Here is a 15176-nt window from a genome sequence, read left to right as displayed (position 1 = left end):
TACTACTCTCCGGGAACTTCTGCCTCCGTACCAATGTGGTAGGCGGCGAAACCGGCCATCACGACCTGGTCCACGGCCATACCGATCACACGGCCATCACTGGTGGACCGGATGGGGTGCTGGGCGTTGGTGATCGGGTCGGAGACGTAACCGAGAATCTCACCTTCCGACACATTGGCCCCCAGCTCAATTTCGCTGAACAGGATCCCGCCGTGATCGGCCCGGATCCAGTCGGAATCGTAGTAGACCGGTTCCGGATCGCCCCACACGAACATTCGGGAGATCATGCCCTGGCGCTCCATCAGGCTGGTGAGGCTGTTAACGCCGGCGCTGATCTGGTGTTGCTGGATACGGTGGGATTCGCCCGCTTCCAGGGTGACCGTTCGAATGCCGGCCTCCACTGCGGCCGTGCGCAACATGCCGGCAGAGCCCGAGCTGTGCACCACCGCCATGCGGTCAAAGCCGCGGGTAAATTCCGCCACATCCGGATTGTTCATGTCGGCGCGAAGCTGTGGCAGGTTGGTGCGTTTCAGTGAGCCGGTATGGATGTCCACCAGCATGTCGCATTTGCGAATCACGTTTTCGAACAGTGAATGGGCAATCCGGTCCGCCAGGCTGCCGTTGGGACTGCCCGGGAAATGCCGGTTGAGATCCCGACGATCGGGGAGGTAGCGGCTGCCCTGCTGGAATCCAGGCAGGTTTACAATCGGCACGCCTACCACCGTGCCCGAGAGCTTCTCGGGGTTCAGGTCGTACATGGTCTGGCGGATGATTTCGATGCCGTTCAGTTCGTCCCCATGGACGGCGCCGGTGAGGCACAGGGTGGGGCCGGCGTTGATACCGTTAACCACCAGTACCGGCGTGGTCTGGGACAGACCGGCAATCTGGATGCCTGGCGTCCAGGCCAGGCGGGTAGACGTGCCCGGCATGACGTCGTTGTCGAGCAGGGTGAATACCTTGCCCTCGAGAATTTCGGGTTCGGGTTGCGGCTCAGGTTCGGCCACGGCTTCGGTTGCCATCACCTCGGATTCGGCGGCATCCGCATCCGTGTCGGCCGGCGTTGACACTTGGGTTTCCGGTGGCGGCGCCACCTGTTTCAGATCGATATTCGGCGCCACTTTCCGTGACGCTGCTGAGGGCGTATCGACACCGGCACCGCCCCGTGCGGCTTCCGGTTTCCGGGCTTTGTTTTCCTGCCCTTTGGTCTGCAAGGGAACTGACTGTTCAACGTCCTCGACGCTTTCGTCCTCGGCCAGTTCGGCAACCAGCACTTCGGATTTTTGGCTGGCCTTTGCCGAATCGGTTTCGGCCAAAAGCGGTGCCGACAACCAGGGAACTACCAGGCCGATCAGCAGGATCCGGGGGGACGGTTTTTTAAGCCGCTCAAACAGCATATTTCCTCACGGTTCGTCAGTGTGCGCTCAAGGATAGAGTGCCTCTGTCGGTCATGAATACCGCTGTGACAAAGGTTTAATGCCACTTTCATGAAATCCGGGCAAGTTATAACGAACCCTGTTATACGCCGGAAAAGCGATCAACAATATGGGTGTTTTGCGAAATCCGGTGTGCTTTCGTTACGACCGCGTTAGCTCTCGTGTATGGCATGCCAGAGGTCGTCCTCCCGGAACGCCCGGTGCTCCGCTTCCAGTTTCAGCAAATGCGCCAGGGCTGACCGTGCCGCCAGGCCGTGGATGGCCGCCGGAACATCGTCATAGGCTTTGGCGGTAAGGGCTTGAAGATCCACGGGAGTAAGGGCTTCCAGCGCACGGGCCACTTTGTGTTCGCGCGAGAGGCGGTGGGTAATCAGGAAATCGATCACCGCTTCGGGATGCCCCATCAGGAACCCGTGTGCCGGCGCAATGTAACGTACAGACTCTGCCAGCAACTCGTAGAGCGACTCGATATAGGCCTTCATGTCGCCGTCCGGCGGATTAATGACCACCGTTGAGCCCTGCATGATGTGGTCACCGGAGAACAGCAGCTTCTGGTCGACTAGCAGGAAACACAGGTGGTTCGACGCATGCCCCGGGGTATGCAGCACCTTCAGGACCCCGGCTTCGGTCACAATCAGATCACTGTGCTCCGGTTCATCGTCGGCCCGGAAGGTCTGGTCTTGCCCGGCACCCGCGGGCGCCGGCCAACCGAACACCCGACAGCCGGTGCGTTCTTTCAGGGCAGCAACCGCCGGCGAATGGTCCTGGTGCGTGTGGGTCACCAGCACCTGATCAATCACCCCACCGGTCACCTCCAGAATCCGCTCGATATGGGACTCGTTGGCGGGGCCGGGATCAATCACCGTAAAGCGTTCATGGCCCAGAATGTAAGTGTTGGTACCCGGCCCGGTCATCATGCCCGGGTTGGGCGCCGTCAGCCGGGTAACCCGGGCAGCGACCTCTACCGGCTCACCGGGAATAATCTCCGCCTGGGTCGACCCCTCACCTTCCGGATCAAGCTTGGCCGCCTCATCATAGGCCGGCGCACCCGGTTCCAGCGTCACCGGCTTGCCCTTTTTCGTCGCCGGCCAGGGCTTACTTGGATAGGGCTCAGGCGGATTGGCATGGGCGTAGCGCATCAGCGCCTCAGTGGTGTCGAAATCACTGAGCACCCGCAGCGTCCGGATCGTCGGCAGCCCCAGCAACCGCAGGCCATTGCGATGATCCTCAAGGGCCTGCTCGGGACGAAGCCAGGCATGATCAATGGTCTCGACCCCATCATGACCGGCCAACTGGCCTTCCGGTGCAGGCGTTACAAAAAACCGTGTGTCGAAACGCCGTGGTGGCCCCGGTGGCGTAATCCAGTGGCCCAGGTAAGCCAGCCTGTCCAGGGGGATCGACAAACCGTGCTTTTTACACAAGCTGGCAAGAGACAGCTCGCCGCCGAACACCGACTGCCGATCAGCATGGGCCGGATGATCCCCGACAATCGGGTTGCCCTGCTTATCCACCGCAACCAGAACGCCGGACTCCTCGAAACACTCCCGAACCGCCGCCAACATATAGTCCGCGCCGCCCTCATCGACGCTCATGATCTGACTGATCTCGGCGTCTGCGGTCCCGATTATATGATCCTGGCCGTGAGTCTCATTTTCCTCGACCCGACCGCCGGGGAATACGAAATAGCCGGGCATAAACACCGCGTCCCAGGTACGTTGCAGCAGCAGGACTTCAAGGCCGTCGGCCGTATCTCGAACCAGAACCAAGGTGGCAGCAGGGCGAATATCCATAAAACTCCATCTTCAAATATTTATTGTCAGTGCGCGGGAGTGATACGAACGATGGCAGGGAAGGGCTTTCCAAAACTGTCTGTCGCCATGGATGGCGACAGACAAGCGTCACATGGACGTGCCGAAAGGAGCGTGTTTTGGAAAGCCCTTCCCTGCCGTCGCTCCACCAAAACCATCGGCGCGGAGGTCTCATAGCAAGATAACCGATTTGGGACTGGGCGTCTTGAGATGAACACTAAAGTCGAACAGCGTATGATTTGCCCCAAGATACCCAGTGAAAACAGGAACCCACGTGGCCCGAATCAAACTCTCCTTCCCGGACGACGTCTTCTGCTTCGAAACCAGGATGCCCGTCAGAATCACCGACATCAACGGCGCCAACCACCTCGGCAACGACGCCCTCATCTCCATGCTCTCCGAGGCCCGGGCCCAGTTCCTGGTCAGCTACGGCATCCAGGAAGCGAGCAAGGACGGCACCGGCATTATCGTCACCGACCTGGCCACCATGTACCAGTCCGAGTCCTTCTTTCCGGAAATGCTGCGCTTTGAAGTAGGCCTGATGGACTTCAACAAGTACGGCGGAGATTTCGTGTTCCGTGTCACCAAGGCCGAGAGCGGCCAGCCAGTAGCATTGGCGAAGTACGGCTTTGTCTTCTTCAACTACCACCGCAAGGAAGTGGTGCCGGTGCCCGAAAGCTTCCGCTCACGCTTTGCCTGAGGATATCTCGCCTTTTAGACGCGCCATGCCGGACCGGTAGAAACTGTAAGCCATGGCGCCGGCAAACAGATTGCCCACCAGCGCACCACTCATAAGCCCATAGACGCCGTTGATCTGGCTGCCGATCCAGAGCAGGGGCAGGAAGCACAGGAACAGGCGAAGGGTGGACACCAGCAGTGCCCGCATCGCCAGGCCGAGGGCATTGCACACGGATACCATCAGCATACACACGCCGAGGCCGCTGTAGCTCAGCGGCACCCGCACCAGGTAACCGGCCAGAACCTCCTGAACATCGCTGTCGCTGGAGAAGAGTTCCGACACCAACCCGGAAGCGACCACCCAGGTCAGGCCAATGGCGAGCTGCCAGACCACCACAAACCGGACCGCAAGGCGCACCAGTTTCCGGATCTGCTCGATATCTCCGGCACCCAGCATGCGGCCAATCATCGGCGGCATGGACATGGTCAGGGCCAGCACCACCACAATGGAGAAAAATTCCAGGCGGGTACCCAGACCCCAGGCGGCGACGGCGGCGGAGCCAAAGCCGGCCACCAGTGCTGTTGCGAGCATGGCCGAGACCGCCGGCATCAGTTGGCTCACCATGGCCGGGGCCATGATGCCGTTCAGCTGTTTCAGGGCCTTCCAGAGAGCAAGCTCCCGCAAATCGAACCGGATCCATTGGCGTTTCAGAAGTTTCGGGTAGATCACCAGACAGCCGATTCCGAACGACGTGATGGTTGCCCAGGCGGCACCGGGCAGTCCCCAGCCGAAAACAAAGATATAGAGCGGATCCAGGGCGATGTTGGTAAGGCTCGTGGCCACCATCATGTACCCAGGCAATTTGGTATCGCCGTGGGAGCGGCACACGCTGTAGCCGAAGTACAGGAACGCGCCGGTCCAGGCCGCCATCAGCCAGGGAATCCAGTACTGGCGGATCAGGGGTAGAAGTGAGTCTTCCGCGCCAAGCGCGGTCATGATGGGCCCCTGGAGGAACCACAGAGTCACGCAAATGACGAACACGAGGCTGCCGCCCACGGTAATAATCAGTCCGCCCAGCCGGTACGCCCGAATTTCATCGCCGGCTCCCAGTGTGCGGGAGACGATCGCCGTGGTGGCAATCCCCAGACCCACCTGAAGGCCGATGATCAGTTGCTGCATCGGCAGGGTGAAACCCAGTGCCGCCAGCGGATCCCGACCTAGCTGACCTACGAAGGCACTGTCGGCCAGCTGGAAGGTCATCAGGGACAACACCCCAAAGAGCATGGGCCAGGTCATGCTGTAGAGCTGGCGGGCCAGGGATGGGTTCTGGGTGGTGGTCTGCACGGGGTGTTGTGGGCCTTCGGTTTGGCTTGGAGGCGAGATTCTAACAGGTCTGGCTTTTGGTGTTAGCAAAGTCGCCGGAACGACTTATCAGGAGACGCCGTGGACCCATCCCTGGGGGCTTGGCATTGCCATCCCTGGCAATGCACACTCCTGCTAAGTCGTTCCGGCGCCTTTGCCCAGACCGTTGGTGGTGTTTCCAGCTTCCCGGTTTTGAATTTGAGCGCTTAAAGCGTCTTCAGCGCTGCATCGTAATCCGGCTCGTCTTTGATCTCACCAACCAGTTGGCTGTGCAGAACCTTGTTGTCTTCATCCAGCACAACCACCGCCCGGGCGCAGAGACCGGCGAGGGGGCCGTCTTGCATGGCGACGCCGTAGTCCTGCTGGAAGCTGTAGTTCCGGAAGGTTGACAGGGTTTCGACGTTTTTCAGACCTTCGGCACCGCAGAATCGGGCGGCTGCGAAGGGCAGGTCGGCGGAAATGACAAGGACCACGGTGTTGTCCAGGCTGCCGGCCTTTTCGTTGAACTTCCGGGTGGAGGCGGCACAGACTCCGGTGTCGATACTGGGAATGATGTTCAGAATTTTGCGTTTGCCGGCCCAGTTATCAAGTTTCACTTCTTCCAGGCCGCTGTTGGTGAGCGTGAAAGGAGGGGCGGTGTCGCCTGCCTCGAGAAATTTGCCGCTCACGTCAATAGGGTTGCCGTCCAGGGTTACGCTGCTCATGGGGTACTCCTTGTCGTCTGGTTTAGAGTCTTACGTACTCTGTGTAGACCACTTTGGATGATTTTTCCTTAACTGCTGGTTGCGCTTTGTGGTTCGAAACCTTTGGCAGGATAACGCTGAACCAGCAGCAAATAACAGCCCATGGCAATCGCGGCGCAGGCGGCGATGATGGTGGCCATGACCAGAGAGGTGCCGTCGTGCAGGTGGCCGACCAGCATGCCGGCAACTGCGGCGACGGCCATCTGGGTGAAGCCGAACAGGGCAGAGGCGGAGCCGGCCATAGTGGGGAAGTTCGCCAGGGCGCCCGCCATGGTCTGGGGCAGGACCATCCCGGTACCGATCATAAACAGGGCCTGGGGCAAAATGACCGCCCATACGTTAAACACCTCACTCAGTGCCAGCACGGCCATCAGACTGCCGCCGCCGACGGCGATGATCAGGCCACGAACCAGGATCTGGTCCGGCAGCAGACGACGGCCGAGACGCACGGCGGTCAGGTTGCCGACGATGTAACCGGCCACCATGCAGGCGAAGTACAGGCCGAACTGCTCGGTCGGCACGCCCAGAAAATCGATCAGGACGAATGAAGAACCGGACAGGAAAGCAAACAGACCGGAAAAGATAAGCGCGTTGGTTAGTGTGTAGCCCACGAAGCTGATGTCTTTCGCGATGGTTCGATAATTCCGCAACAGGCTGCAGATTTTCAGGGATTGGCGATGCTCCGGGCGCATGGGCTCGGGAATCCCGAAGGCCACCACCACCGCCATCACCAGTGCATAGCCACCCAGTGCCAGGAACACCGAAGCCCAGCCCAGGCTGGCGGTCAGCAAACCGCCAATGGTCGGCGCAACTGCGGGCGCCAGGGCCATGATGCTGGCCAGGATCGCCAGGATCTTGGCAGCTTCGCGGGGCGTATAGATATCCCGAATCGCCGCCCGACCCAGGACCGGGCCGGCAGAACCACCAAGGGCCTGCAGGAAACGGCAGAGAATCAGGGTTTCAATGTTCGTCGCCAGGGCACAGCCAATACTGGCTATGGCGAAAAGCACGAAACCGCCAATCATGATCGGCTTGCGACCAAAACGGTCCGCCAACGGACCGCAAATCAGCTGGGCAATAGCAAAGCCCACCATATACAGACTCAGTGTCAGCTGAACCTGATCGGTACCGGTGCCAAAGTCTGAACCAATCTGTGGCAGTGCCGGCAGATACATGTCCGTTGCCAGCGGCCCAAGGGCCACAGCGGCGGCAAGAAGTATCGTTGTCCAGACACTGGTCAAAGTCAGCATAGTTTTCCTGATGCGTTATCGAAGAGTTACGACAGGTCAGGTTGGGAAAGGCTTTCCAAAACTGTAGAGGGCCAAGGATGGCCCGAAACAAGCGCACATGGATGTGCTCGTAGCGTGTTTTGGAAAGCCTTTCCCAACCTGGCCGACCGCCGAGTAATGGCAGTCTAGGTGAGAGGAGGTAAGAAGATAACGCCAGCAAAGCTCATACAACCTATGAGCAAAACTAATTGATTAACTTTTCAGACCGTTGAGCGTAGCGGCAACAGCATTCACCTGATTCCGCAGCCATTTGTGGGCAGGATCGTTCTGATTGCGGCGATGCCACAACATCAGCAGGGTAAAGGGTTTGAAATCAAAGGGCAGAGGCACCCAGGCGAAGTCGCGGAGTAAGTGTTTGCTCATGCCTTCCGGCGCCGTGGCAAGCATATCCGTGCCTCGCAGGAACTCCGGCAGGCCGGAAAAATTGGAAACCGTTACCACATTGCGGCGAATCAGGCCACGGGTATCCATGGCGGTCTCTACCGTTGGCTTCTCGCCAGTGGCAAACAGCAGGGCAATGTGGTCCGCCTTCAGGTATTCCGGCAGATCTGCAGGCGGTTTGCGATAGTCGGGATCGTAGAACACCACCATCCGATCGGCCATCAGGCCCCGCTGCATAATGTCTGTCGCCTCCGGCGCATGGGGCGAAATAATCAGATCGCAGGCGTCCTTGCGCAACAGGTCTGCCCGGGGAATGCCAGATGGAATCACCTGAAGGCTGATGCCCGGAGCTTCCTGCCGCAAGGTACGCACCAGGCCGGGCAAAAGCAGGTCCCGCTGGTAATCATTGGCAGCAATCGTGAACGTGAACTCGGCCGTGGCGGGGCTAAACGGCGGGCCTGAGGACAGAGACTGCAGGTCATCCAGAATCTGGCGAATATGCGGCCCCGCCTGCAGCGCGTAGCGGGTTGGCACAATGCCGCGCCCGGACTTCACGAACAGGGGGTCACCTAAAGCCTGGCGCAGACGCTCCAACGTGTGGCTCACCGCCGACTGGGTAACACCCAGCCGCACCGCAGCACGGGACACGCTGCCTTCATCAAGCACCGCCAGGAACGTACTCAGGGCCCGGAAATCCAGGTTGAATGTATCAATCGGGTTCATGAATGGCAGTGTAACCCGATGCCCCTGGTGGCGCTACGGCACCTTGGTGTACTCGCTTTCCTTGATGAAGGACCCGATGGCCTGAGCAAGATCATCAAACCAGGGGTTGTAGGTCAGCCGGCTGGTAAACACGGGCCGCTCCGTATCGTGCCAGGCGCTGAACCAGAGATCTTCCTCCGGTAATTGCTGGCAATCCTCGAGAGAAATGTTGTTTGGTTCCAGGCACCTTTGCAGCGGCGCGCCCAGGCCGTACAGTTCGTTATCCGGCGCAATCAGCAGGGACTGGTGAGAGAATTCCAGAATATTGGCGTCAGGCAGATAGCTGTTCAGGAAACGGATGCGCTCATCGGCCTGCGTGTCCGGCCAGGATTTACGGGTATCCCGAAAAACCATCATGGCATTCCCGGGATTGGTAAACCGCTCCCGGAATTGCGTGACCAGATACTCGAGATTGATCACCGAGTCGGCCTCGGTGGCGGCAAGGAACAGGGGTATATCGAGGCTTTCCTGCTGGGTTATGCGGCTTTGCGCTGCCGAGATGACATCGCCGATCTGGCTGCCTGCATTGAAGGAAAAAGACTCGTACTTCACCGGGTTAAGCTCGGGTTCTTTTTCCACGAAATCACCAAAAACGTCGGCGATGGGTGCCAGCCAGAGGTAATCCCGCAGACCGTTAAGCTGCCAGGCGGGCGCGACTGCAATCAGACCCGCCGGTCGCGGTCCGGTCTCCGAAAGGGCGTAATCTGTGACCAGTGCACCGCCCAGCGAAAAGCCGCCAATAAACGCCCGATCCACATCCTGTGACAGGGCGGCAAAGTGATTGCGTACCTGATCGCGCCAGACGTCGGCGCTGGCCGTCACCATATCCCCGGGACGGGTTCCGTGTCCCTGCAGCAACAGGGTTCGGACTTCCACGCACTGATCCGCCAGGTATCGGGCCAGATCCCGGAACACAAAGGGCGAATCGCTCAGGCCGTGCACCAGCAACAGCCCGGTGCGATCTCCGGAGTTACAATCGGCGGCCGGCGACAGCCTGTATGGCAGGTTCCATAATACCTGCTGTTCCCGTTCAAACCCTTCCACCGGCACCAGATTGGTATCGACGTAGGCTTTAACCGATGCCACATAACGGTCGAAATCAGTAACCGGTTCGGTCCCTAATGTTGATGGCCCTGGCGTGTAGAGTTGCGTGCTGGTGGCGCACGCGGTGGTGGCGGCCAGCACCAGTAAAACGAGCCAATTCCTGAGAATAGTCATAGCCGGCGAGTGGGTTTCGCTCCTTTCGTTTGAACCGTCGTCATTGGTGACTGTGTTGAGTGATCGTTCAAATCCCGATACTGTGACTTCAGTATACGACCCCGAACCGCCTTCCGGATGAGGAGCCCCGCCAATGAGCATGACTCTCGCTTTCGACGTCTACGGAACCCTGGTTGACCCCATGGGCATGTCCCGCCTGCTGGCGGAAGACGCTGGTGACAGGGCAGAGGGCGTAGCCGCGTTGTGGCGGGAGAAACAGCTGGAGTTCTCGTTTCGCAAGGGCCTGATGAAAGTCTACGAAGATTTCGGTGTCTGCACCCGGCAAGCCCTGCGCTACGCCATGGCAACCCACAAACTGACCCTGTCCGAAGAACGCGAAAACGCCCTGATGGCGGCTTACCTGTCTCTGCCTGCGTTCGACGATGCCTTGCCGGCATTGAAAACACTGAAAGGGCAGTATCCGCTGTTCGCGTTTTCTAACGGAAGTTATCCGGCGCTGGAAAAGGTCCTGGGACATAACGATCTGTTGGACCAGTTTGAAGGTCTGGTCTCGGTGGATGACATCAAAAGCTTCAAACCCGATCCTGCTGTTTACACCTACGCTCGGAGAGCCACTGGTTCCTGGGAAAACCCCCTGTGTCTTGTATCCAGTAACCCCTGGGATGTAATTGGGGCTCGAGCTGCAGGATTACTCGCAATCTGGGTAAAAAGGGATCCGGATAAGGTTTTCGAAGACTGGGGGATTCAGCCCTCAGCAGTGATCAGCAGTCTTTCAGGGTTGGAGGTAACACTGAAGAACCTCTGAAGTAAGAGGAGGCGGGTGTTGGGGTAGGCTTTCCAAAACTGTAGAGGGCCAAGGATGGCCCGAAACAAGCGCACATGGATGTGCTCGTAGCGTGTTTTGGAAAGCCTACCCCAACACCTGCCGGCAATCTCCAAAGCATCCGAGGCAGAGGACTCAGTCCGACCGAATAGCCAGCCACTCCGCCAACTCCAGCCAACTCTGACGCGGAGCCTTGCTCCCGGCAAGAATGCCCATATGCCCACCCGGCACAACCCGGAACGTCTTGTCCGTAGAACTCACATGATCCATCACCCGCTTGGCTGCACCGGGTGTCACGAGCGTATCGTCCCCGCCGGCAATGGCCAGTAAGTTGGCACTCACATTGTCCAGCCTGGCAATGTCCTCGCCGATCTGGATCTCACCTTTGGACAGCTGGTTGTCGATCCAGACCCGCACCACCGTGTCCTGAATAATCCCGCCGGGATAGGCCACCATCCGGTCCAGAAACGCCGACGTGGTCGCATGGTTGGCGACAAACTCCCGGTCACCCAGCCGGATGATCAACTCCCAGTAACTCATCACGCTGGCGATCGGATTGGTCAGCTTGAAACCGATGGTATTGGCCCAGCCGGGGGTATGAAACCAGTGAGGTTTCACATCGTGAAGCCGGAACCCGGTCCTTTCTCGAACAAACCCGGCCACGTCCGCCATGCGCTGATTCACAAGCCCCAGAATACCGGATGCGTGACTGTCGATCGGCGAGCCCAGCACGATGGCATTGCGCACGTGCTGGTCGTTGCTGAGGGCGGAATAGAACAGCGTGAACATGCCACCCATACTCCAGCCATGCAGCGACAACTCCTGTTTCCCGCTGTGCTCCCGAACCCGGTTCAGATTGGCCGGCAGCAATTCGGCCACATAGGTATGCAGGTTGTAGTGGCTGTGCTCCCGCGTGGGCATGCCCCAGTCAATCAGATACACCTCGAACCCCTTGGCCCGCAGAAACCGCACCAGACTGCGCTGGGGGAACAAGTCATAGATGAGCATGTTCACCGCCAGGGGCGGTACGATCACAATTGGTGTCCTGTGCGCTTTTCGCTCAACCGCGATGGTCTCCCCGTCCAGCTCGATAAAATCCTCGGCCAATGGCGGGTAGTAACGCAGACTGACCAGACCGTCGGTATGCAGGGTTTCAAACGGCGTCTGCCCGGCCTGAACCAGACTGGCGGCCCGGAACACACGGTCGAAGGCATTGCCGGCATACAGGGTCGTTTGCCGGGTAGCGGCTGCCGCGCGGTCGGCGGCGAATTTGAAGAGATTGGGCATGGGCATGTCCATGGAAAATTTGATGCTCACTATACGGATTACCGAACTTCGATTCTCTTCGGCCAGAAACCGGGATTATCCATGCTGGCGTGTAAATCACCATGGCAGAAGTGTCCAAACTGGTGGGCAAACCGGTCACTTCAGGCCACTGCCCAATGAGGGCTGTGGTTGATATCATTAGGTCCCATTTTGAAAGAACAACCAGAAAAACAGGACCGCCATGCTCAGCTTTCTCCCTGCCCCCGTGATCGGTGTACTCAACTCCATCCTGCTGGGAATCAACACCCTGTTCTGGTGCATACTGCTCTACATACCGGCCATCCTGAAACTCATCATCCCCATCAAGGGCTTCCGGGTACTCTGCACCCGGGTCATCATCTGGATCGCCGAAGCCTGGGTCGCCTGCAACACCGGCTGGATGAAGCTTACCCATGGCACAAAATGGGACGTGAAAGGTGCCGAGAACCTCAAGCGGGAAAGCTGGTACCTGGTGCTGGCCAATCACCAGAGCTGGGTGGATATCTTCGCCATGCAGCGGGTTTTCAACCACCGCGCCCCTTTTCTCAAGTTCTTCCTCAAGCAGCAACTGATATGGGTGCCCGTCATAGGCCTGGCCTGGTGGGGCCTCGATTTCCCGTTCATGAAGCGGTACACGAGGGAGTACCTGATCAAACACCCGGAGAAACGCGGTGAAGATTTGCGGGCCACGCGTCGGGCCTGCGAGCAGTTCCGCCACACCCCGGTCAGTGTGATGAACTTCGTTGAAGGGACCCGGTTTACCCAGGCTAAGCACGATAAACAGAAGTCTGCCTACAAACACCTGCTGACCCCAAAGGCTGGCGGTGCGGCCTTTGTACTCGACGCCATGGGGGACTCGATCCAGACCCTGGTGGATGTGACCATTGCCTATCCGGACGGCGCACCCACCTTCTGGGACTTTATCTGTGGCCGGGTCACGGAAGTCAAAATGGAAATCCACACCGTTGATATCCCGGATCACCTGAAAGGCCGGGACTACTCAACGGATGCGGAGCACCGTCGGAACGTGAAGAACTGGCTGGGAGAGCAGTGGCAGGCCAAGGATGAACGGCTGGAGCGGATGCTGGCCCGGTAATTACCGGGCATCAGTTGTCGGAGTCATCCTCCACTTCGTCCGGATGCTCCTGCTTGTAACGCTCCCACTCTTCCCAATCGTGGGGCGTTCCCGCATGGGGCCTGCGCAGATGTTTTGCGTGCTCCATGGCGTTGTTGCGGAGACTGTGGTCCCGCTCTTCGTCTTCCTTGTCGAAACCGTACTTTTTCAGAAATTCATCGGGCGTGATGGGCATGGCGCACCTCCATCATCGGATCATGTGCTGATTGATACGATGCGCCTGCCCGTGTGGTTTTTCAACCGTTGTCGGAGCTCGTCCCGGTCGGGATCTCCTGGGCTTCCACCAGCTTGAAATTGATCTGTCTGCGCTCGTCATCCACCCCGGCAAAGCTGACCGTTACCGGTTGTTCCAGCTGGAAGATGCGTCCGTTCTTGTTGTGGATAAGGCGCATGGTAACCGGATCAAAGCTGTACTTGCCGTCAAGATCCTTGCAGCTTACGAAGCCTTCCAGCCCGTTGGCATCCAGGCGAACGAAGAAGCCGGCGGGTACTGTGCGGCTTATAACGCCGGCCATAGGTTCGTCGCCGAGGGTTTTGGCAAAATCGCTCTTGAGCCAGGATTCCAGGCTGTTCGCCGCCTGTCGGGCGCGGATTTGGGCAGCTTGCAGGGCCTCCAGTTGATCATCTGTCAGCGCTTTCATAGGAGTGTTCCACAGAGCCGCCTTGATCAGCCGGTGCACGTAAAAGTCCGAGAACTTGCGCAGCGGCGAGGTAAAGGTGGTGTAGGCGTCCAGGCCCATGCCATGGTGCGGGGCGGGCTTGAAACTCAACTCGGCCCGGGCCAGCTGGCGGGACAGTATGGCCTTGACCGGCACCTCGGCTTCAAGGGCGTCTGTTTCCTTCATCAGTTTGCGGAAACCCTCGGCCTGATGAGCATCGACTCCCGATAGGTGCGGTGCGTGACTGTCGATCAATGCCCGGATGTTATCGGCGCGATCATCCCGTAACCCGGGATGCTGGATGAACAGGCCGGCGGTGTGGTTGCTCAGGAAATCCGCGGCGCAGCGGTTGGCGGCGACCATGCACTCTTCCACCAGCCGATGGGCTTCATTCTGGATGGACGGTTCGATCAGCCTGATACGTTTGTTTTCATCCAGCCGGAGGCGGAATTCGGGACGGTCGCCGCTCAGCAGCGCATGCTCGTTGCGCCATTTCCGGAGGGCTGTCGCTGCCTGATGCAGCTGGTCCAGGCTGTTGGCGACGGCGTCCGGCAGTGCCTTGATGTCGTCGTCTTCACGACCTTCGATCAGATTCGAGACCAGCTCATAACTAAGCTTGCCTTTGGACTGGATAACCGCCTGATGAAAGCTGTAGTCGCCAAGGCTGCCATCGTTGTTAACCTGAAGATCGCATACCAGGGCCAGGCGCTTGGCTTCCGGCATCAACGAGCACAGGCGAGTGCTGATGCTGTCTGGCAGCATGGGCAGGGGCTCGCCCGGGAAATAGATAGCGGTGGCCCGATTGAACGCTTCCTGTTCCGCCGGGCTGTCGGTGTCGATCACGGCCGTCGGATCGGCAATGGCAATCGAGAGTGTCCAGCCGGTGGCGTTGGGTTCGGCCAGCAGGGCGTCGTCCATGTCCTGCGTGCCCGGGCTGTCTATGGTCACATATGGGCGTTCCGTGCGGTCCTCCCGTCCGGTTTCCCGGGATTCGATATCGCTGTCACCGAGGCTGTCGGCCTGCGTGCGCACTGCGTCCGGCCAGGTGTCCGCCAGATCAAAGGTGGCCAGGGTGAAAGAGCGTTCGATGCCGGGTTCGCCGGCCTTACCGATTACCCGCAGTACCTTGGCCTGGCCCTTGCCGTCCTTGATCGGATGCTTGTGGATCTGGCAGTAGATGTAATCGTCCTGCTGGGCGTTCATTCGTTCCTTGGGGGGGATGAAGATCCAGCGGTTGATGCCCGGCGTCTCGGGTACCACGAAATGCCCTTTACCTTTTATCAGGTAACGACCCACAAAGGTGTTCAGGCGGGTTTCCAGGAGTTCGTCAACCACGCCCTGGGTTTTGCCTTTCTCAACTTCCTGCTCGGTAACATTCACCCGGTCCCCGGGCAGCACTTTCTGCATCTCCTCGGGTGGCAGGAAAACATCCCGCCCCTCGTCGAGCGCAACGAATCCGAAACGGCCATTGGTGGCTTTGACGGTACCCGGAAAAACCACCTTGTTGTCCTTGATATCCGATTTCAGCTGGCGCAACTGGGTGAGGGCGTCGGCATTGAGCATGAAGTAACCTGGCTGG

General features: G+C 59.0%; 13 protein-coding genes. 3 read left to right on the top strand and 10 right to left on the bottom strand.

Features of this window, described 5'->3' with window-relative positions; translation table 11 throughout:
* Positions 1-2: 2 nt before the first annotated feature.
* A complete protein-coding gene (locus J3362_RS11590; protein WP_349519873.1) occupies positions 3-1394 on the bottom strand; it encodes a succinylglutamate desuccinylase/aspartoacylase family protein in 1392 nt (463 codons plus the stop codon).
* A gap of 191 nt (positions 1395-1585) precedes the next feature.
* Positions 1586-3223 carry an MBL fold metallo-hydrolase gene (locus J3362_RS11585; protein WP_349519871.1) on the bottom strand — a complete coding sequence of 546 codons (1638 nt, stop codon included), beginning with the start codon at positions 3221-3223 and terminating at the stop codon, positions 1586-1588.
* A 292-nt stretch (positions 3224-3515) separates the two neighbouring features.
* Between J3362_RS11585 and J3362_RS11580 the strand changes: the two genes are divergently transcribed.
* Positions 3516-3941: a thioesterase family protein gene (locus tag J3362_RS11580; protein WP_008172718.1), complete on the top strand. Its 426-nt coding sequence runs from the start codon at positions 3516-3518 to the stop codon at positions 3939-3941.
* Here the strand turns inward: J3362_RS11580 and J3362_RS11575 are convergent.
* The 5 genes from J3362_RS11575 to J3362_RS11555 all read right to left on the bottom strand — a co-directional run bounded on the left by J3362_RS11575 (position 3927) and on the right by J3362_RS11555 (position 9675).
* Positions 3927-5264 carry an MATE family efflux transporter gene (locus J3362_RS11575; protein ID WP_349519869.1) on the bottom strand — a complete coding sequence of 446 codons (1338 nt, stop codon included), beginning with the start codon at positions 5262-5264 and terminating at the stop codon, positions 3927-3929. The genes J3362_RS11580 and J3362_RS11575 overlap by 15 nt on opposite strands.
* A gap of 224 nt (positions 5265-5488) precedes the next feature.
* Positions 5489-5986 (bottom strand): thiol peroxidase, encoded by a 498-nt coding sequence (gene tpx, locus J3362_RS11570; protein WP_349519867.1) that lies wholly within the window; start codon positions 5984-5986, stop codon positions 5489-5491.
* A 68-nt stretch (positions 5987-6054) separates the two neighbouring features.
* Positions 6055-7275 carry a Bcr/CflA family multidrug efflux MFS transporter gene (locus tag J3362_RS11565; RefSeq protein ID WP_349519865.1) on the bottom strand — a complete coding sequence of 407 codons (1221 nt, stop codon included), beginning with the start codon at positions 7273-7275 and terminating at the stop codon, positions 6055-6057.
* Between the two features lie 231 nt (positions 7276-7506).
* Entirely contained in the window at positions 7507-8418 is a 912-nt protein-coding gene (locus tag J3362_RS11560) for a LysR family transcriptional regulator (RefSeq protein ID WP_349519864.1), read from the bottom strand.
* A gap of 33 nt (positions 8419-8451) precedes the next feature.
* The gene (locus J3362_RS11555; protein ID WP_349519862.1) at positions 8452-9675 is read right to left on the bottom strand and encodes an alpha/beta hydrolase; all 1224 of its coding nucleotides are present in this window, start codon (positions 9673-9675) and stop codon (positions 8452-8454) included.
* A 133-nt stretch (positions 9676-9808) separates the two neighbouring features.
* Here J3362_RS11555 and J3362_RS11550 point away from each other — a divergent pair, with 133 nt between their 5' ends.
* Positions 9809-10480, top strand: a complete 672-nt coding sequence (locus tag J3362_RS11550) for a haloacid dehalogenase type II (RefSeq protein WP_349519860.1) — start codon at positions 9809-9811, stop codon at positions 10478-10480.
* A gap of 153 nt (positions 10481-10633) precedes the next feature.
* Here the strand turns inward: J3362_RS11550 and J3362_RS11545 are convergent, their stop codons facing one another.
* A complete protein-coding gene (locus J3362_RS11545; RefSeq protein ID WP_349520932.1) occupies positions 10634-11785 on the bottom strand; it encodes an alpha/beta fold hydrolase in 1152 nt (383 codons plus the stop codon).
* 220 nt (positions 11786-12005) lie between these two features.
* On the opposite strand from J3362_RS11545, the gene yihG reads away from it, so the two are divergent.
* Positions 12006-12899: a 1-acylglycerol-3-phosphate O-acyltransferase, YihG family gene (gene yihG / locus J3362_RS11540; protein WP_349519859.1), complete on the top strand. Its 894-nt coding sequence runs from the start codon at positions 12006-12008 to the stop codon at positions 12897-12899.
* Positions 12900-12909: 10 nt separating this feature from the next.
* Here the strand turns inward: yihG and J3362_RS11535 are convergent, their stop codons facing one another.
* Both J3362_RS11535 and J3362_RS11530 read right to left on the bottom strand, forming a co-directional pair.
* Positions 12910-13113: a hypothetical protein gene (locus J3362_RS11535; protein WP_349519857.1), complete on the bottom strand. Its 204-nt coding sequence runs from the start codon at positions 13111-13113 to the stop codon at positions 12910-12912.
* Positions 13114-13174: 61 nt separating this feature from the next.
* Positions 13175-15160 (bottom strand): ribonuclease R family protein, encoded by a 1986-nt coding sequence (locus J3362_RS11530; RefSeq protein ID WP_349519855.1) that lies wholly within the window; start codon positions 15158-15160, stop codon positions 13175-13177.
* Between the last annotated feature and the right edge of the window lie 16 nt (positions 15161-15176).

Origin of the sequence: Marinobacter sp. NFXS11, from assembly GCF_040148675.1 — a bacterium.
In the GTDB taxonomy this organism is placed as follows: Bacteria; Pseudomonadota; Gammaproteobacteria; order Pseudomonadales; family Oleiphilaceae; genus Marinobacter.
The sequence above is the reverse complement of the archived record's forward strand: the minus strand, read 5'-3'. Positions and strand labels throughout refer to the sequence as shown.